Source organism: Methanobrevibacter arboriphilus JCM 13429 = DSM 1125 (assembly GCF_002072215.1).
Classification (GTDB): Archaea; Methanobacteriota; Methanobacteria; order Methanobacteriales; family Methanobacteriaceae; genus Methanobinarius; species Methanobinarius arboriphilicus.
Genome location: NZ_JXMW01000006.1, coordinates 91,174 through 112,009 on the forward strand (window position 1 = coordinate 91,174; position 20,836 = coordinate 112,009).

Sequence of the window (20,836 nt, forward strand, 5' to 3'; positions counted from 1 at the left end):
ATAAATATATGAAAGACAAGTGTGAAAACATGCAACCTTATGTGATACTAAATGCAGCTATGACACTTGATGGTAAAATAGCTACAAAAACAGGGAGTTCTGAAATATCTGGTCTGGAAGATTTAAAAAGGGTTCATGAACTTAGAAAAGAGGTCGATGGGATAATGGTTGGAATAAACACTGTTTTAATAGACGACCCTAGATTAACTGTTCATAAAATAACTTCTGAGAAATCAGATAATCCCATTAGAGTGGTTGTTGATAATAAAGCTAGAACACCTATTGAATCAAGAATATTGAATGATGATGCTTTAACAATCATAGCAGTTTCTAATAAAGTTGAAACAGATAACATAGTCTTTGAACGCTCAAAAGCCCTTGGTGAAAAAGCCGATGTATTCTATTCTAAAGACTCATCAGTGAACTTAAAAGAATTGATGAATTATCTCTACTCAAAAAAGATTAAAACATTAATGTTGGAAGGAGGATCTACTTTAAACTTTTCAATGCTAAGAGAAAACCTAATTGATGAAATAAGGGTTTGTGTAGCTCCAATGGTCGTTGGAGGCAAATATGCTAAAACATTGTTTGATGGAGATGGTTTTGATTTTATGAAAGAAGCCATTAACCTTGAATTAAAAAATAGCTATCAATTAGGAAAGGATTTAGTACTGGAGTACAAAGTTCTGTGATTTTATTCTAAAAAAAAAGGTTTATGTGCTTATTTCAATATATAAAAGTTTATAAGCTATAAATTCAATAATAGATATAACATTAAATTATTAAGTTAAATAGTTATATTCTAATTCAGAATGAATATTAGATTGGATATTTTTATTCCAATAGAATTCATTTTTAATTTTAGTTTTATATTACTATTAATGCATGACTCTACATCATAGTGATATATAGATAGAATATTTAATATATAGATATAAAATATCCATATTTATTTAGTAAAATAGTATTAACTATTAATGAATTAATAATATAATTTATAAATTTATTGATAAAATATTATTAGTTTATTAAGTGTTTTATGAATTACTAATTTAATTAACTTAATTTAATGGGTTATTCAGTTAATAAAGCTAGTAAAATAAAAACTAGTTATAGAGTCTAGAGGTGGAAGAATTAAATTGAGAAAAAAGGCATTTATTATACTTATATTTTGTCTATTTTTCATTGGAATAAGTGCAGGTTATGCTAGTAATGTGACGGATTATAGTTCAAATTTAGGAGAAAATAATATAGAAAGTAATAATATTCAAGATATAGCTCAAGAAAATGTAAATAATCTTAGTAGTACAAATGAAAGTACAAACAAGGTTAAAAACACTTCTAATACTAATTCTAATACTAATATTAATACTAATAATAATCCTAAAACTACTGTAACTGGTAAAGCAGCTGCTGGTGAACCTAGTAAATTAACTCAAAGTCAAATATTGAAAGCATCTAAAACCATCAATAGTTATATAAAAAAGTATAAAAAACTACCTAATAGTATTACTATTGGAGGATATAAGTTTTCAATGCCTGAATATATGTATATACTAAGTAAATATATACACTACCAATATAATCAGAAATCAACATCAGTAACTATAAAATATAATGTTAAAAATCCAAGTAATCCGACTGGAGTTACTATAAAAGGTTCATTAACTAAAGCACAATATTATTCATATTCAAAAAAGATAATAAAATATATAAATTCCAATAATAAGATACCAAATTATTTAACTACAAAATTAGGAACTATGCAGTATCAAACTGTAATATCAATGCTAAATAAGATTGTGTATTTTAAATCTGTTAAAGGATATTTACCATCAAAGGTAACTATAAAAATATCAAAAAACAACAATATAAACAAAGTACTTCCAAAATATACAAGATCTGTAACACCATCACAACCTACTGGGAGTAGTGGAATAAGTTTAGCTAATATAAAAGATGCTGCGTCTAGAGTAAATGCATTTGTTAATCAAAACAATGAATTGCCAAATTATGTAGAAATAAATTCTAAAAAATATACAATGTCTAATTTTTTATATTTATTGAGTTGTGCAATCGCCAATATTAATAGTGGTTCATCAAGTGGAATTAGTTCTATTTCTGTAAGTAATCCAACAAAACCTGCTGGAAATTCAATAAATGGTAAACTATCTAAAGCAAATTTTGTATCTCTTGCAAAGAATGTTACAAAGTTTATAAAAACTAATAAGCAAGCTCCAAATTATGCAAATTCTCCAATTGGGAAAATTCAATTCCAAACAATAGTGTGGGAATTTTCAAAAATAATAGAATATGTAGCTAAAAATAATAAATTACCATCATCAGTAACTATAAATGTAAAATCTAGTAACCCTATTAATTCAGGTGGTACTGGTGGAGGTAGTTCAGCAAAAACTACAGTATTAAATGATAAAAATACATTTAGTGCTAGTGAACTGCAAAAATATCTAAAAAACACAAAAAATTGTCAAGTGACTAACTCTGAAATACAAAAATTAGCAGCAAGTATAACAAAAGGTTGTGATAGTGACTTAGAAAAAGCAACCGCTATATATAACTGGATGCAGAAAAATGTTGATTACAGTTTTTATTATGATACTAAATATGGAGCTGTTAAAACATCTCAGCTTAAGTATGGAAACTGTGTAGACCAAGCACATTTATCTATAGCTCTTTACAGAGCATCTGGATTAGCTGCAAGATATGTACATGGAACATGTACTTTTTCTAGTGGAAGTGTTTATGGTCATGTTTGGGTACAAGTTCTTATAGATGATACTTGGACTGTTTCTGATACAACAAGTTCAAGAAATAGCTTAGGTGTTGTAAATAATTGGAATCCTAATACATATAAACTTAAATCAGGTAAAGTAGCAGAAATATCATTCTAATACTTACCTTCTTTTAATTATTTTTTTATAGTTTAGAATTATTTTTTAGAATTATTATTTTTTAGAGTTATTATATTTTAGAGTTATTATATTTTAGATATTATATTTTAGAGTTATTTTTTATTTAAATATATTTTTTATTATTTTTTATTTTTTTAATTATTAATGATTATAATTAGTTATTATTTGATATTATATATTATTATTTGCTATTATTTGTTATTGTTTATTATTATTTATTATTATTTGCTATTGTTTATTATTATTTATTATTATTTGCTATTGTTTATTATTGTTTGTTATTATAGATTGTTATAGATTATTGAGTATTGTTATAGATTATTGTAGATTATTCATTATTGTTTCTTACTTAATTCTTATCTATTTTTCATTATTCTATAATTATTCCTAAAATATTCATATAAATTAATTTAAATATTCTCATAAATTTTCTCATAAATTAAAAATTATATTAATTATTGATTTTAAAGTATTAATTTAGATTCTATTTATAGAGAATGCTGATTATTAGTGTATTTAATATTAAAATCCTAATAAATAATATAAACTTTTATACAGCAAATAAAAAAGACAATGCAATAATAATAGAATGCTCTTGAAATAAGATTAATAGTTGAAAAAAAAGCTACAATGAGAAAAAACAATACATTTATATTGTTTAAAAGACAAAACAATTAAATGCTCAGTTTTAGAGTTATATTATATGAAATTTTATAAAAATTTTAAAATATTCATACAATATAAAAAAGCTCTTTAATTGAGAAATTGGAGGTAAAAAAATTTCGAATAGGATAAAAATGTTATTTGTATTTATTGTGCTACTCGTTATTGCAAATAGTAGCTTAATATATGCTAGTGACACAAACGATACTATAGAAAATCTTTTTACACAAAGTGCGGATAATTTGCCTGAAGATTCAATAAGTACAAACGATAATTCAGACCAAGATATTATTAATATAACTAACGAAGATATTAATAATATTAATGAAAATCAAAATGATATCGAATCTTCATCAAATAGTTCAAATGACTCAGTTTCAGAATCTTTAGAAACCAATAATAATTCAGACTATAATAATAGTCAAATAAACAATTCAAGCGAAGAAACTTCTGAGAAAACAAGCCAATTAGGCAACACTTCAACAACAAATTCGAATAGTGCAGTTTTAAGCAGTTCTGATACAACTATCTTAAAAACCCTCGCTACTTTAACTTCAACAGTTAAATTTAGCAATAAAGATATTATGTCTGCAGCAACTGAATTAAAGAAATATGTTGAAAAAAATGGTAAACTTCCAGATTATATAACCCTTTGCGGTGAAAAAATATCTATGGGTGAATTTTTATATTTACTCTCTAAATCCATTATAAATTTGAATGGAGGTAGTACTTCAGATATAACTGCAAAAAATGTTAAAGATCCAAGTTACCCTAATGGTGGTGTAACTAGTGGAAATTTATACAAAGCTGGTTATGTTGACTTAGCAAAAAGAATTGTTTCGTTTACAGATAAGAACAACCAAGCCCCAAACTATGGAGGTTCAACTCTTGGAAACATACAATTTCAAACTATAATTTATGGATTTGCTAAGATAGTAGATTACTATAAAAACAATAAAGTAATGCCTAATTATGTTTCATTTGATAAAAAAATTTCTACTACTTTAAATAAGGTTGTACCTAACTATAATGGTAAAAATGGAATTACAGTTGGTAGTTCTTCAACAAATAATAGTGGTACAGGTGGAAATAGTGGATCAAACGGTTCATCAAACTCCGATACAATCAGTTTAGCTAATATTAAAGATGCAGGAGCTAGAGTAGAAGCATTTGTTAAAAACAATGGTGTTCTTCCGAACTATGTTGTAATTAATGGAAAGCAATATTCAATGACTGACTTTTTATATTTAGCATCAACTGCAATTGTTAATATAAATAAAGGTGTTAGTAGCGGTGTTGTAGCTAAGACCTTTAAAGCTCCTTCAAGTCCTACTGGAAGCTCAATAAATGGAAATATTTACAAAAATGACTTTGTAGATTTAGCTTCACGAGTTTCAGCATATATGGTTAAAAATGGTCAAGCTCCTAACTATGGAAGTTCAACATTAGGTAATATGCAATTCCAAACCTTAATATTAGGTTTTTCAAAAATCCTTGAATTCTCAAAATCAGAAGGGAGATTGCCAAATTATTTAACCTTAAATATAAAAAGTACGGATAAATTAAATGGAGGAAGTGGAAGTAGCGGAGGAAGTGGATCTGGTTCTATTCCTACGGGTCCTTTAAATGAGAAAAATACATTAAGTGCAAGTGAGTTACAAAAATACTTAGTAGCAACTACTAATTGTCAAGTAAATAATGCTGCAATAAAATCTTTAGCAGCAAGTTTAACTAAAAACTGTAAAACTGAACTTGAAAAAGCGACTGCAATATTTAACTATGTAAGAGATAATATAAAATATAGTTATTACTATGATACAAAATATTCAGCCACAGGAACACTAAACAATAAATTAGGAAACTGTGTTGACCAAACCCACTTATTGATAGCTCTATCAAGAGCATCTGGTTTAGCTGCAAGATATGTTCATGCAGACTGTACTTTCACAGTAAGTGGAAGAATAGGACATGTATTTGCACAGATAAAAGTAGGTGACACTTGGGTAGTAGCAGACACTACAAGCTCACTAAATAGCTTAGGTACTGTTAAAAACTGGAATGTCAATACATATACCTTAAAAGGACAAGGAAAATCCGCAAGTATAAGCTTTTAAAAAAGTTAGACTTTAAAAAAGTTTATTATAAGTAAAATTAAAAGATTTTCAAAAATTAAACAATTAAAGAGGAATTATTCCTCTTATTTTTTTATTATAATTTATTTTAAATATTAAATATACTAAAACTAATTTTACATAATAAATATAAAACTATTTTTATATTGAATAGATATATTAAAGCTATTTATATATTGATAAAATAAATTATAATAATAAAATTTATATATTTAATATTTAAAATAAATATACTAAAAATAATATTATATTAAATATATTTTTAATATTAATTTATTTTAAATATTAACTAGATTAAATAATATCTCTTTTTTTAAGTATTTTAATTGGATTATCAATTAAAGCCTTATCAGCCTGTTTTTCAGATAGTCCAGCACCTAAACCAATAAGTTTAGCTTTTTCAAATGTTATTAAATCATTAGGAGCATGAGCATCAGTATCAATTACTAAATCAGCACCAACATCACAAGCTACTTTAGCTACATGGCCATTAGATAAACTATGACCTGCTCTTGCACTAATTTCAAGAAATATGTTATTATCTTTAGCTATTTCAGCTTCTTCATGAGTTATAAGACCAGGATGAGCTAAAATATCCACATTTTCGGATTGAACTGCAGCTAAGTTAGTTCCAGGAATAACAGGTTCAGATAATGTTTCCCCATGAACAACAATAATCTTAGCTCCAAACTCCCTTGCCTTTATAGCTAAACTATCAATAATTTCAATAGGAACATGAGTTATTTCAGCACCAGGAACAACATTAATATCCCAATTTTCATTAATATCATCAAGAGCTCCAGCTAATTTAGATAAAGAACTTATATTTGAAGAATCAATATGATCAGTTATAGCAATTGTTTCATGGTTTAAAACTGCAGCTCTTCTAGCTAATTCAGAAGGAAGTAATTCACCATCACTAAATAAGCTATGCATATGTAAATCTATTCTTTTATTCAAAAATATTTCTCCTTAATACGTTTAATAACTGTTTAATGATTAAGTAATGAAATAATTTATTATTATTCTATAATTTTATTATTATAATATAATTAATTACTTTATACTAAAAATAAGTATATAAATTAAATATATAATAATTTGATATATAATAATTAGATATATAGTAATTAAATATATAAATATATAATTTTATTAATAATATATTTTATTATTAAAATAATTTTATTGTATATTAAATTATTGCATATTAATTATTATATATTATTTATTTAAATATCAAAATAACTTATTACGATTATTTATTGCATATAAAATAATTTATTAAATATTATTAAAAAACTTAATATTAAAAATAACTATAAAAAGACTTTAAAAAGACTTTAAAAAGATTTTAAAAAAGAATTAAGAAAGCTTTAAAATACTTTAAAAATACTTTAAGCAGGTTTAAAAAGTTTTAGAATAAAATTAAAAGGAATGAATATGAAAGTTTCTATTTTTGTGCCAAGTAATATAACTGGATTTTTTAGTATAAAAGAAGATGAAAATCCTTTAAAAAAAGGTTCTTGTGGAGCAGGAGTCTTAATTGACAGTGGAGTTAAAACAATCATACAAACCCTAAAAAAAGGCGATGATGAAAATCATCAAATTCAAATTAGAATAAATGGTAAAAAAGACCCAAAAAATGAGTTAATAACTCTAAAAACAATAGAAATATTGAAACCCCATATTATTAAAAATAGTGGAAAATTTGAATTGAAAGATGATTTACTTATTAATCATGAAATAAATGTTCCAGTAGGATCAGGGTTTGGTACTTCAGCTTCATGCTCATTTGGAACAGCTATTGGACTATCAAAAATCTTTAATTTAAATTTATCTAATAATCAGGCAGGCCAAATTGCTCATTTAACAGAAGTTGAACTTGGAAGTGGGTTGGGAGATGTTTTATCTCAAACATCAAAAGGTATTATGATTAGAACATCCCCTGGAGCACCAGGAATTGGTAAAACAAATATTATAAGAGATAAAAATAATTTTTCTGATGTATTAATTCTTACAAAAACATTTGGAGAAATAGACACTTCAAGCATTATAGAAGATCCAAAAATGAAGAAAAACATAAACAAATTTGGTCTTATTATGCAGGAAAGAATAATTAATAATCCAACAATTGAAAATTTTATGGATTGTTCATATGAATTTGCAAAAAAAACAGGATTAATGAACAAAGAACTTTTGAAAATTGTTAATGAATTAAAAAAATGTACAATTGGAGCATCCATGGCAATGCTTGGAAATACAGTATTTGCAATTGCAAACAAAGAAGATTTAGGAAAGATCCAAAAGTCTGATAATTTAAAAGCTATTGATTTTAAAATATCTAAAATATATAATGATAATATAAAAATTGATTGATAATATTAAAATTGATTAAAATATGAAAATTGATAATATTAAAATAATGAATAATGTTAAAAAGTTTAATAATAATATGACACCGATTGAATTAAAATAAAGCTAAAGATAATATGATAATAATCAGTTATGACATTAAAGTGTATAGAAAGCAACTAAAAGAGGTTTTAAACGAAGGAAATACAGTAGTTGAATTAGGGTGTCATGTTGGAAATACAAGTGAAATAATAGCTAAAAATATTAAAAATGGAAAGTTAATTGCATTAGACAACAGTCCAGAAGCAATACCTAAAATGAATAGTTTAACTGAAAAATATGACAATTTAGAATTTATCAGTGCTGATGTTCGTCTTCACACCACATTAGAAGAAGTATATAAAAAGCTAGACAAGTGTGATGTTCTTTCTGTTGATCTTGGAGGAGGTTATCATCCAGATACAACATTTAAAGTATATTTTATATGGGCATCATTATTAAAACCTAAAATAACATTAATTAGAAATAGAGGACTTATAGATTTTGTTAGAAGTTCTAAAACTGAAGAAGTATTTGAATCTAAAGAAGGATGGTTAGAATCATGTGGAAATGAAGGTATACCTCCACAAATAAAAGAGTTTGAACTTTGGAGTTCTAAATTAAATAAAAACAAAAAAAGCTAATTGATTATAATGTTTCAGTATATTAATTACAACATTATAAATTTATATTAATATTAATTTATATTAATTTTTATTAGTACTATTAGTATTATATAATTTATTAAATATCATAATTATTAATTTTCATAATATTTTATTAATTTTCATAATATTTTTATATAATTTTATATAATCTTATATAATCTTATATATCTTATAATTTTTATACAGTTTTATATTATTTTTATATTTTAATTGATATCAATTAATTTTTTTATTATCATTTTTATTATTAATACTAATAATAATACTAATATTAATATAAACTTATTAATATTTATATAATTAAAAAATATTTTATAGTTAAAGAAATATAAATACCGTTATATTATAAAAAAAATTATAAAAATACTTTTAAGCTAAAGCTTAAATCTATCTTAAAGCTTAAAAAGGTTATTAGCTTAAAAGGATTAACCTTATTCAGAAAAATAGAATTTATAGGAGAATGGCTAATTATGATTGGAAAAAGGATTCGTTTAGAAAGAATCATAGATAGAAAAACTAATAGAACTGTTATTGCACCGATGGATCATGGAGTATCAATTGGCCCTGTTAAAGGTATAGTAAATATGAGTGAAACAATTGAAAGTATCTCTCGTGGAGGGGCAAATGCGGTTTTAATGCATAAAGGAATAATTGAACAAGGCCACAGAGGATATGGTAAAGATCTTGGTCTCATTATACACTTATCAGCTAGTACTTCTCTTAGTCCTGATCCAAACAACAAAGTTTTAGTTACATCTGTTGAAAAAGCAATTCAGCTTGGAGCTGATGCAGTATCAGTACATGTAAATATTGGTTCAGAAACAGAAGCTGAAATGTTAATGGAATTAGGTGAAATAGCTGAAACATGTAGCCAATGGGGAATTCCAATACTTGCAATGATGTATCCAAGAGGTCAAAAAATTAAAAATGAACATGATGTTGAACTTGTAAAACACGCAGCAAGAGTTGGATCTGAACTTGGTGTTGATATTGTTAAAACAAACTATACTGGTGATCCGGATAGCTTTAAAGAAGTAGTTGAAGGAGCATTAGTTCCAGTTGTAATAGCTGGAGGACCTAAAGTTGAAACCGATAGAGAACTATTAGAAATGGTTAGAGATTCTCTTGAAGTTGGTGGTGCTGGAGTTGCATTTGGAAGAAACCTTTTCCAAGCTAAATCTCCTGGAAAAATTACAAAAGCTATAGCTGAAGTTGTTCATAAAGATTTAGATGTTGAAGAAGCTTTAAAAATCTTAGATTAACATTTAAATAGATTAAATAATCTAAGATATATATTAAATAATCTAATATATAGATTAAATAATTTAAAATATGAATAAATAGTTTAAAATACTGATTAAATAATTCAAACTCCAGATAAATAATCTAAAGTGTTGATTAATCTAAAATATTGATTAAATAATCTATAGTATGGAATAAATAATCTAAAATCTGAACTAAATAATCTAAAATATCAAACTAAATTTTATTAACTTATTAAGGAGATCTTGCCTTGAAAAATAAATTTGCTTGGATAATGACCCCTGATATAGAATGGGAAGAGAAAAAAGAACTAATAACAACTGGACTTGAATCTAGAATCGATCATGTTTTAGATCTAAAAGATATCAACAATATAAAAAAATTAGGAAACATTGAAGTCATAAGCGAAGATGAAAATGCAGATATATCCATTGTTGGTATCAATGGAGAAGGTGATGGAACTCTTCAATTAGATAATGATGCTGATTTAAATGATTCTAATGACTTAAAAGTAGCTAAAAGCTATAAAGATAAGGGAAAAAAAGTTGTAGCTTATGTTGAAATTAATAGTAAAAAACATGAAGAGTTAGCTAGAGTCCTTGGAAAAGTTGTTGATTATTTGATTCTTGTTGGAAAAGATTGGACAATTATCCCCCTTGAAAATATAATCGCAGATCTTCAAAGTGTCGAGGTAAAGCTAATAGCTGCTGTAAATAGTCCAGAAGAAGCTAGATTAGCTATTGAAACTTTAGAAGTTGGAACTGATGGAATAATATTTAAACCAAAAAGTTTCAAACAAATAAAAGAAATAGCTAAAATAATTGAAGATGCATCTACTGAAAAATATGAGTTAAAAGAAGCAACAGTTACAGATATTAAGCCTGTTGGAAGTGGAGATAGAGTATGTATTGATACAACCTCAATGTTAATTCCTGGAGAAGGAATGTTAATTGGATCATACTCAAAAGCTATGTTTTTAGTTCATAGTGAATCTCTTGAAAGTGAATATGTTGCATCAAGACCATTTAGAGTAAATGCAGGCCCTGTACAAGCTTATGTAATGGTACCTGGAAATAAGACAAAATATTTATCTGAACTTGAAACTGGTGATGAAGTATTAGCTGTTGATAAAGATGGTAATAGTAGAACTGTTATAGTAGGAAGATCTAAAATCGAAAAAAGACCTCTTATATTACTAGAAGCAGATTTTGATGGAATTAAGATAAAATCTTTATTACAGAATGCTGAAACAATAAGACTTGTAAATGATAAAAATGAAGCTATTTCAGTATCTGATATTCAAGTTGGAGATAAACTTAAAGTATTCATTGATCAAGGAGCAAGACATTTTGGAATGTCTATAGAAGAGAATATAATTGAAAAATAATAGTTCAAAAACAAATTAAAGGTTAATTATAACTTTTAAATAAAAATTTATGAGACTAAAGTATATATGTGAAATTATGGCAGCAAAACAACGTTGTTTTTTAGCTATAGATATAGATTCAGATTTAATTCAAAATATAGTGAAAGTTCAAGAGGAATTTAAAAGCACAAATAATAATGTAAAATATGTAGAAGAGGAGAATCTACATTTTACACTTAAATTTTTTGGAGATATAGATAAAAATAAAGTTTTTGAAGTTAAAAACTGTGTTTTGAAGGTTTTAAATGAAATAAAATTTAAAGATAATTTTTCAAATGAAATATCTATTAAAGGAATTGGGACTTTTCCAAATAAAAATTATATGAAAATATTGTGGATTGGATGTGAAAATAGTGAGTTTTTAACTAAACTACACGATGCATTAGATTTGGAATTTAAAAATATTGGGTTTAAATTAGATAAGCAATTTAAAACTCATATTACAATTGGAAGAATAAGGAATTTGAAGGACAAAAAGGAATTTAAATCAAAAATAGAAAAATTAGAAAATTTTGAAATTGGAAATATGAATATTGGAAAAATATCCCTAAAAAAGAGTGAACTCACACCAAAAGGTCCAATTTATTCTAATATTGAAGTTTTCGAATTTTAATTATCTATACTTTAATTATCTATATTAATATTCATACTATTATTTAATACAATCAAAATTAGTATTAGTACTATTAGTATTATAATTGATATTAGTATTACTAAAATTATTAGTATTATTTATAAATATTAAAATTATTATAATTATTAATGTTATTATAAGTATTATTATTAGTATTTGTATGAATATACATCTTTATTAAGTGATTTTATGAACTATAATGAAATATTAAAAGAAATAAAACCAAAAGAATCAGAAATAAAAAAGGTTCATGAAATTGCTAAAGATGCAATAAGCTACATTAATAAAATAGCTAAAGAAGAAGATATTAATGTTGAATCAAAACTCGTTGGTTCAATAGCTAAAGGAACATGGTTATCTGGAAGTTCTGATATTGATATATTCATTAATTTCTCACTTGAAGAAGATGAAGATTATTTAAAAGAAAAAGGTCTTTACTTAGGATATAAATGTAGTGAACATTTAAATGGAATAGCTGAAGAACATTATGCATCTCATCCTTACCTTACAAGCCATATTAATGGTTATTATGTTGATTTTGTTCCATGTTATAAGATAAAAACTGCTAAAGAATTAAAGTCAGCAGTTGATAGAACAATACTCCACACAAACTATATTAAAAAACATTTAAAAAGTGAAAGAGAAAAAGATGAAGTATTACTTCTTAAAAAATTCATGAGTGAAGTTGGAGTTTATGGATCTGAGTTTAAAGTTGGTGGATTTGCAGGTTATCTTTGTGAAATGCTAATACTTAGATATAATACTTTTGAAGAAACTCTTGAAGCAGCAGCTAATTGGAAAAATAAGAGAGTTATTGATTTAGAAGATTATAAAACAGATAAATTGTTTAAAGATCCACTTATAGCTATTGATCCAACCGACAAAACACGGAATGTTGGAGCTGCATTAACAAAAGAGAGGATGTCTGAGTTTATAATAGCTTCAAGAAACTTCTTAAATTCTAATGAAGATGATAGAATAAAATTCTTTTATGGAATTGATAAAAAAGAAACTTTTGAAGAAAAGATGTCTGAAAAAGAAATATATCATCAGATTAGTCCTTATGAGTTATATAAACAATTTAAGGATAGAAAAACTAAAACAATCACAATAAAGTTTAATATTCCAGATATTTCTGTTGATTCTATTCATCCTCAACTTAGAAAAACCCAACAGTCTATTGAAGAAAAATTAGAAGATAATGATTTTTCAGTTTTTAAAAGTGATTATTGGACTGATGAGAAAAAAATAGGGGTTTTTATATTTGAGTTGAGTGTTTACAAGCAAAGTAAATATTATATTCATGAAGGTCCTAGAGTTTGGGATAAAAAAGCATGCGAAAACTTTATAAAATCTCATGGTGAAGGTTATTATATTCTCGAAGATAAGCTTGTTTTAAATAAAGAGAGGCAGTTTAAAACTGCAAAGAATTTTATCAAAAGTGTTTTAACAAAAGAGAATATCCATATTATAAAGGTAGGGAAGAATATGAAGGGACTTTTAATAGACACATACACAGGTCAAAGTATCAAACACATACTAAAAGATGAAAGTTTAAAAGAAAACACAGACTTTTTAAAATTTTTAGACAACTTTTTAAATCCAGGACAGCTATTAAAAAGATAAAATTTACTTTTTACTTTAATTAATAATATAATTATTAATATAATTAAATTATTTTATTAATAATTATATTTATTATTTTATTAATAATTTAATTAATGATTTTATTAATTATTTTATTTCTAATATAATTATTATTTAGCTATTTTTAATATAATATTGATTTTTAGCTTATTTAAAATATTAAAAGATTAATATATTAGGATAGTAAGATATTAAGACATTGAAATATAAAAGTATAAAAATATTAGCTTGATAAATAATAAATAATCAATATTATCATATGTCTTTTTATTTAATATTATTATTACTAAATTTAAAAATAATATTATTAGAATATTAAGAATTATTTAGAAAAGTATTTATGTGTTAATACTATATCAGTATTAATGAGTATTGATGGCATTTAAATGTCAAAAATCAATTACAAATATTAAAAATATCAAAATATTATTAGTTATACAGAATATGTATATCTACTAATTATTGAAGCTATTCGAAACAAATTAATTGAAACACAACTAATACTAAAATTTAATTTGAAACGTATTATACAATATATTATTCTGTTTCCTTATTCAAGAAAACAATAATAAAGCAATTCATAGTTAATTTTAAGTGCCATAATACCATTTGTATGTATAATAGGTGATATTATGAAAGGATTGGCAATGTTAAGAATAGGTGAAATTGGATGGATTGAAAAAGATAAACCCGAAATAGGTTCTCGTGATGCACTGGTAAAACCATTAGCCCTTGCTCCATGTACATCAGATATACACACTGTATGGGAAGGTGCAATAGGAGATAGACACAATCTTATATTAGGACATGAAGCTTTAGGTGTAGTTGATGAAGTTGGAAGTGAAGTAAAAGATTTTAAGCCAGGAGATAGAGTAATTGTTCCAGCTATAACTCCTGATTGGGATGATGAAGCAGCACAAAGAGGATTTTCCTCACAAACAACTGGACCATTAGGAGGATGGAAATTCTCTAATTTTAAAGACGGAGTCTTTGGAGAATATTTCCATGTGAATTTAGCAGATGCAAATCTAGCACATTTACCTGAAGGGATGTCTCTTGAAGCAGCTGTTATGATACCGGATATGTTATCTACTGGGTTTATGGGAGCTGAAAATTCTAATATTCCAATGGGAGGAACAGTAGCAGTATTAGGAATTGGACCTGTTGGATTATCAGCTATTGCTGGTGCAAAGCTACAAGGTGCAGGGAAAATTTTTGCAGTTGGAACTCGTCCCAAAGCAATAGAGGTAGCTAAAGAATACGGTGCAACAGATATAATATCATATAAAGAAGGACCAACAGATGAACAAATATTAGAAGCAACCGATGGAAAAGGTGTTGATGCAGTCATTATAGCAGGAGGAGGGCCAGATATAATACTAGATGCTGTTAGAACTGCAAAAGCAGGATCTATAGTTTCAAATATCAATTATTTTGGAAGTGGAGAAACTTTACCAATCTGTCGTGAAGGATGGGGTTTCGGAATGGCAGATAAAGATTTTGCAACAGGACTATGTCCAGGCGGAAGAGTGAGAATGGAAAGATTAGCTGATATAGTATCCTACGGAAGAATGGATCCAGGACTCATGGCAACACACGTATTCCATGGATTTGATAAAATTGAAGAAGCATTACTCCTAATGAAAGAAAAACCAAGAGATCTGATAAAACCAGTGGTTATAATTGATGAAAATATCTAATATAAAAAATGTAAAGGATGTATAAAAACAGTTATGAAAAAGAGTTATGAAAAAACCTATAATAAGAAAGCATCCCTATAATAAGAAAGTATTATATTAAAAATAGAAATATTAAAAATAAGTAGAACAAATAATTCAAAATATAGGTTTCATTAAAGGAGGTTTGAGAATAAAAGGGTTAAATTAGATTAAGATAGAAATAAAAACATTAAATACTATGGTAGTTTGTAGAAAATACAAAATTACCATAACTATTATTATAGAATTATAGGTGAATAAATATGATTATAGTATTAGCTAAAATAGTAGCAAAAGAAAGTATGAAAAATAATATTATTAAAGAATCTAAAGAACTAATTAAAAAAACACGAATAGAAAAAGGATGCGTAGAATATAATTTATATGATCAATTAGATGAGGATAATTCTCTTTTATTTGTTGAAAAATGGGAAAATAAAGATTGTTTAACTTCTCATTTAAACCAAGTTCATTTCACTAAATTTGGTGAAGCTATAGAAGATTATTTAGCTAAAGAATTAGAAATTTCAGTTTATTCATCAGAACCAACAAATCTATAAAAGTTATTATTTAATACATAATTTTATTTAGATTTTTTATTACACTTTTTTAGATTTTTTTATTTTATTAATTATTACCCTATTAATATCCTATTTCAAATCTGTTATCCATTTCATTCTTACTTTATTAACTATTTCTCTTTTTAAGAGTTAATTACCTATTTTTAATTCTTAATTGTTTATTTATACCATTTTAAATATTTCTAAAACATTTAGATTGTATTTTAGTAATTCATTTTATTTTTTATATGGTAAATATTTTTTATTTATTAGTTTATATATAATTTGTAAATATGTATATATGTATATTTATTATGTTTAATTTTATAATAATCATCTTCTTTTTTATATTTTTTATATAGATAAGTTTATATTAAAGATATTAATAAAATAAAAAAGTAGAGAATATTCACTACTATAAATAGTTATATTAAAATATTTCTTAATGCTCTTTAAAAACTTGAATTAAAGTATTTTTTTAGAAGTTTCTATAAAAATGTGAAAATAATTATTTATTGCAATTTTTCAGTGATATGTTATAGTATAAAAAAAGTATGAGACTAAGTTCATTATACTAATTTTTTTGAAAAATTCTTATATATTTTTCAAGTGTTAAAAGATTTAATAAATAAAAAATGGAGTGATGAATTATGAACATGAATACACAGTTTTTTGTATTTACACCGAACCCAGAAAATGTTGAGATGAAAACATCATCATATTGTATTGATTATATGAATTTAGGCAATAAGTGGACTGCGACCTTTAAAGAAGGTAAGTTTTATCATTACAAAAATGGAGATGTTACTAAAATGCACACAGATGATCATCTTGATTTCGACGACATGAATGGAAAACTTAACAGATTAGAAATCAAAAATGGTAAAATGTTCGTTGGTCCTGCTGGTGGTCCTGTTAAAGAAGGCAAGATGGTATACAAAGGATGGGATGGTAAAAAATGGATTGCTGATTTAATAAGATTTATTGATTTCCACCCTGATTTAAACAAGTAAACACACATTTTACCACAATTTACAGTAATATATAAATATTAGAGGTAAATTTTACTCTTTAAAAACAGCTATTTTAAAATTTAGTGCTTATATTAAGTATATAAATATAGTATATTACTGAAAATTGTAATAAATAATTATTTTCACATTTTTATAGAAACTTCTAAAAAAATACTTTAATTCAAGTTTTTAAAGAACATTAAGAAATTACTCATAATTAATCATCTATATAGAACCTCTAGTAATATACTATAAATAAAATTTAAAAACTGAATATAAAGCTATCAGTAAAATTATCTATAAATATCAAAGAAATATGCCAAATATTTCAAATAAACGTGAAAAAATGAATAAAATTGTTAATAGAGACTTAAAAAATATTTATAAGAATATAAAAAATAAAAAATCATTGAGGAATTAAAATGCTAAAAACTGCAGGAATGATTCTTTGTGGTGGTTTTGGTAAGCGTCTTAGGCCTATTACTGAAAAAATCCCAAAACCACTTGTTGAAATCAAAGAAGATTACACTATCTTAGACAAACAACTATTCGATTTTAAAAATGCTGGTGTTGAAGATGTTTATCTTTTAACTGGATTTTTAAATGAAAAAATAAAAGAAAGATTTGGCAATGAGCATAAAAGTGTTAATATTCATTATGTTATTGAGAATGAGCCTCTCGGAACTTTAAATGCAATTCGCCTTGGTATGGATGAAATTAAAAACGATTATGAACAATGTGTTATTCGTAATGGTGATGTTGTAGCTGATTTAAACCTTTCCAAGATGATTGAACAAGGTGAAAAATCAAATTATCCATTTAACATTTTCATAACTCAAATGCAATCACCATATGGAATTGTTGAAACAAATGGTGATAAATTAGTTTCTTTTAAAGAGAAACCTCTTTTGGATTATTACATCAATGGAGGAGTTTATTTTTCTAAGGGTAAACTTGATTTTGGAGACTTTAAAACAGAAGATATAGAAAAAACACTTTTCCCATTAATGGCAAAAGAAAATAAAATAGGTTATTATAAAGAGGACGGTTTATTTTGGATGGCAATAGACACTTCTAAAGAACTAGAGACAGTTAGACAAGAATATGAAAATCGTACCGATAAACCCTGGGGATATGAAAAAGTTCTAATCTATACAGAGAAATATTTAACTAAAGAACTCTTTATAAAAGAAGGATTTCAAACTAGTTTCCATTTTCATGAAAAAAAGGATGAAACCATGTATATAATCTCAGGTGCAGTTTATATAGAATTTAATGATAAAAAAGAATACTTTGGTAAAAATGACACAATAAGAATAGAACCTCATATTGAACATTCCATAGTAGCTACTGAAAACACAGTACTCCACGAAGTTTCAACACCATACTTAAACGATACTGTTAGATTAGAAGATTTTTACAATAGATAAATCATTAATCAATTTGGATGAGATAAAATGAATATTTCTTTGATATCTAGATTCTTTGATAATAGAAATGAAGGTATTGGTAGCTACTCAAAAATGTTACTTCAAGGATTAAAACAAAAAAAATTGAATTTAACTACTATTAGTCAAGATGATAGTTATTTTAAAAGTGATGGGCTTTTAGATTACATTTGTTATTTTTATTTAGAACTTCCTTTTATTCTAGATAAATCTAAAGATATTTATCATGCATTGTCCCCAATTGAATCAATAAGGCTTGATAAAAGTAAATCTGTTGTTACAATTCACGACTTAATGCCTATTAAAATACCTAATCTAATCCATAAAAATAAATTATTAAGATATCAATCCCAACGATTTTTTAAAATAGCTATTAGACAAGCACTAAAATGTGAAAAATTAGTTACAATTAGTGAAGAAACAGCAAAAGATATAAACAAATCCTATTCAATTGATTTAGATGATATAAGTATTGTAAGACAAGGAATTAATATTAATTTGTTTCCAAAAAAGGTTGAAACAAATGAAATCTATACTATTGGTACTTTATCCAATATAAATTACAGAAAAAGAATAGATATTCTAATTAAAGCTTTTAAATCTGCAAATATTGAAAATTCTAAGCTTTTCATTGGAGGAAAAGGCCCTCATATAAAATATTTAAAAGAATTAGCTAAAGATGATGATAGGATCATTTTTTTAGGATTTATTCCAAATGAAGAAATTAATAATTTTTATAACTCATTAGATGTTTTTATTTTTCCAAGTTTTATGGAAGGATATGGTTTACCAATGGTCGAAGCTATGGCTTGTTGTAAACCAATTGTAACATTAGATGATTCACACATCCCCTCTGATGTAAAGAAAAGAACTTATAAAACAACTAAAGAGGATTTAGTAGATGTTTTAAAAAATAGAAATTATGAGTGTGATATTAAATCAAATTATAAATTTGCAAAAGAACACTCTATTGAAAATATGGCTAATGGAATGATGAATGTCTATAAATCGCTTGAATATTAAATTTAAACACTGTTTAGAATATTAATATAATAGAAAATAGATCCAATATGTAAATTTATTAATGAGGGGGTGATAAAAGTCTATAAAAACTCAGATACATTGTATTTCTAAAATTGAGGTTCGAATATGAAGATATGTTTTATTACAGAATATTTTCCAAAAAGTGAAAATCTTGAAATTAAAGGTGGTGTTGAAGCAGTTGCATTTAATGAAGCATACTATCTATCTAAAGATAATGATATCACTGTACTAACATCTTATGAAGAGGGAATGGAAAAAGAAAAGAATATAGGAAATATTAAAGTGATAGCTTGCGGTAAAAAAAGATCCTATACTCAAAAAGGATCATTTAAAAATAGACTACTATTTATGAAAGCTGCTTATGATGTTGCTAAAAAACTTGATTTTGATATTGTTGTAGGTTATAATTTCATTACATACATAATTGCATGGAGAATAGCTAAAAAACTTGATATTCCCTGTGTAGCAAGATATCATGATGTATGGATTGGAGAATGGGTTAAAAACATTGGTATTACTGGTTTATTTGGTGAAATACTTGAAAGATATTTTTTATCTAGAGATATTGATTTACTCATAGCTGTTTCTAATTTCACAGCAAATAATCTAAAAAAACATTTTCCAGAAGATAAAATAGTTGTAGTTCCAAATATAGTTGAATTCAAGAAAATAGAAAGTGAAAAATTTGAAAATAGAACAATATCTTGTGTTTCAAGATTAGTAGAGTATAAAAGAGTTGAAGATTTGATATTAGCTATGGATATCTTAATAAATCAAAATGGTTCCAAATACAAAGATTTAAAAGTTAAAATTGTAGGAACAGGCCCAGAAGAAGAAAAATTGATAGATTTAGTAAAAGAAAAAAATTTGTATAATAATATAACTTTTTGTGGTTTTGTTGAAAAACATGAAGATGTTTTAAAGATTATTAATTCTTCCCATATTTTTTGTCTACCAAGTAAAGTTGAAGGATTTGGAATTGTGATTGTAGAATCATTAGGATGTGAAGTTCCATTTGTAGCATCTAACATAAGCCCTATTGTTGAAACAAGTGGGAAAAAGGGAGGGTTATTTTTTCAAACTGAGAATTATGAAGATTTAGCTTTAAAAATCCAAACAATTCTTGAAAATCCAGAAATCTATAAAAAGCTTAAAAATGAATGCAAACAACAATATGAATTGTATAAAGGAATATACATAGCTGAAAAACTTGAAAAATGTTATAAATTTTTAATTAATAGATAATATGATTAAATAATTAATTTTTTAAAATATAATATTAACTATATATAT

At 25.3% G+C, this 20,836-nt stretch carries 16 protein-coding genes; 15 read left to right on the plus strand and 1 reads right to left on the minus strand.

The window, feature by feature from the left end; translation table 11 throughout:
- The first annotated feature begins 29 nt into the window (after window positions 1–29).
- The 3 genes from MBBAR_RS04190 to MBBAR_RS04200 all read left to right on the plus strand — a co-directional run bounded on the left by MBBAR_RS04190 (window position 30) and on the right by MBBAR_RS04200 (window position 5,710).
- Window positions 30–692 (plus strand): 2,5-diamino-6-(ribosylamino)-4(3H)-pyrimidinone 5'-phosphate reductase, encoded by a 663-nt coding sequence (locus MBBAR_RS04190; RefSeq protein ID WP_080460011.1) that lies wholly within the window; start codon window positions 30–32, stop codon window positions 690–692.
- A gap of 447 nt (window positions 693–1,139) precedes the next feature.
- On the plus strand, window positions 1,140–2,912 hold the full coding sequence (locus MBBAR_RS04195) for a pseudomurein-binding repeat-containing protein (RefSeq protein ID WP_080460012.1): 1,773 nt from the start codon (window positions 1,140–1,142) through the stop codon (window positions 2,910–2,912).
- Between the two features lie 818 nt (window positions 2,913–3,730).
- A complete protein-coding gene (locus MBBAR_RS04200; RefSeq protein WP_080460013.1) occupies window positions 3,731–5,710 on the plus strand; it encodes a transglutaminase domain-containing protein in 1,980 nt (659 codons plus the stop codon).
- A 312-nt stretch (window positions 5,711–6,022) separates the two neighbouring features.
- On the opposite strand, the gene MBBAR_RS04205 is transcribed toward MBBAR_RS04200, so the two are convergent.
- The gene (locus tag MBBAR_RS04205) at window positions 6,023–6,688 is read right to left on the minus strand and encodes a histidinol phosphate phosphatase domain-containing protein (RefSeq protein ID WP_080460014.1); all 666 of its coding nucleotides are present in this window, start codon (window positions 6,686–6,688) and stop codon (window positions 6,023–6,025) included.
- A 483-nt stretch (window positions 6,689–7,171) separates the two neighbouring features.
- Between MBBAR_RS04205 and MBBAR_RS04210 the strand changes: the two genes are divergently transcribed.
- The 12 genes from MBBAR_RS04210 (at window position 7,172) to MBBAR_RS04265 (ending at window position 20,788) form a co-directional block, all read left to right on the plus strand.
- Window positions 7,172–8,107 (plus strand): pantoate kinase, encoded by a 936-nt coding sequence (locus MBBAR_RS04210; RefSeq protein WP_158082523.1) that lies wholly within the window; start codon window positions 7,172–7,174, stop codon window positions 8,105–8,107.
- Window positions 8,108–8,220: 113 nt separating this feature from the next.
- Window positions 8,221–8,766 carry a methyltransferase domain-containing protein gene (locus tag MBBAR_RS04215; protein WP_080460016.1) on the plus strand — a complete coding sequence of 182 codons (546 nt, stop codon included), beginning with the start codon at window positions 8,221–8,223 and terminating at the stop codon, window positions 8,764–8,766.
- 491 nt (window positions 8,767–9,257) lie between these two features.
- Window positions 9,258–10,052 carry a 2-amino-3,7-dideoxy-D-threo-hept-6-ulosonate synthase gene (locus tag MBBAR_RS04220; protein WP_211272915.1) on the plus strand — a complete coding sequence of 265 codons (795 nt, stop codon included), beginning with the start codon at window positions 9,258–9,260 and terminating at the stop codon, window positions 10,050–10,052.
- Window positions 10,053–10,303: 251 nt separating this feature from the next.
- Window positions 10,304–11,440: a 3-dehydroquinate synthase II gene (locus tag MBBAR_RS04225; RefSeq protein WP_080460018.1), complete on the plus strand. Its 1,137-nt coding sequence runs from the start codon at window positions 10,304–10,306 to the stop codon at window positions 11,438–11,440.
- Window positions 11,441–11,516: 76 nt separating this feature from the next.
- Complete coding sequence (gene thpR, locus MBBAR_RS04230) at window positions 11,517–12,092, plus strand: RNA 2',3'-cyclic phosphodiesterase (protein WP_158082524.1); 576 nt, start codon at window positions 11,517–11,519, stop codon at window positions 12,090–12,092.
- Window positions 12,093–12,302: 210 nt separating this feature from the next.
- Window positions 12,303–13,739, plus strand: coding sequence for a CCA tRNA nucleotidyltransferase (cca, locus tag MBBAR_RS04235; RefSeq protein ID WP_080460020.1), 1,437 nt, complete (start codon window positions 12,303–12,305; stop codon window positions 13,737–13,739).
- Window positions 13,740–14,392: 653 nt separating this feature from the next.
- On the plus strand, window positions 14,393–15,460 hold the full coding sequence (locus tag MBBAR_RS04240) for an NAD(P)-dependent alcohol dehydrogenase (protein WP_080460021.1): 1,068 nt from the start codon (window positions 14,393–14,395) through the stop codon (window positions 15,458–15,460).
- 281 nt (window positions 15,461–15,741) lie between these two features.
- Window positions 15,742–16,038 (plus strand): putative quinol monooxygenase, encoded by a 297-nt coding sequence (locus tag MBBAR_RS04245; RefSeq protein WP_080460022.1) that lies wholly within the window; start codon window positions 15,742–15,744, stop codon window positions 16,036–16,038.
- 650 nt (window positions 16,039–16,688) lie between these two features.
- A complete protein-coding gene (locus MBBAR_RS04250) occupies window positions 16,689–17,051 on the plus strand; it encodes a hypothetical protein (protein ID WP_080460023.1) in 363 nt (120 codons plus the stop codon).
- A gap of 422 nt (window positions 17,052–17,473) precedes the next feature.
- Entirely contained in the window at window positions 17,474–18,481 is a 1,008-nt protein-coding gene (locus MBBAR_RS04255) for a sugar phosphate nucleotidyltransferase (protein WP_080460024.1), read from the plus strand.
- Between the two features lie 27 nt (window positions 18,482–18,508).
- Complete coding sequence (locus MBBAR_RS04260; RefSeq protein ID WP_080460025.1) at window positions 18,509–19,522, plus strand: glycosyltransferase; 1,014 nt, start codon at window positions 18,509–18,511, stop codon at window positions 19,520–19,522.
- 126 nt (window positions 19,523–19,648) lie between these two features.
- Window positions 19,649–20,788 carry a glycosyltransferase family 4 protein gene (locus tag MBBAR_RS04265; RefSeq protein ID WP_080460026.1) on the plus strand — a complete coding sequence of 380 codons (1,140 nt, stop codon included), beginning with the start codon at window positions 19,649–19,651 and terminating at the stop codon, window positions 20,786–20,788.
- The last annotated feature ends 48 nt before the right edge of the window (window positions 20,789–20,836 follow it).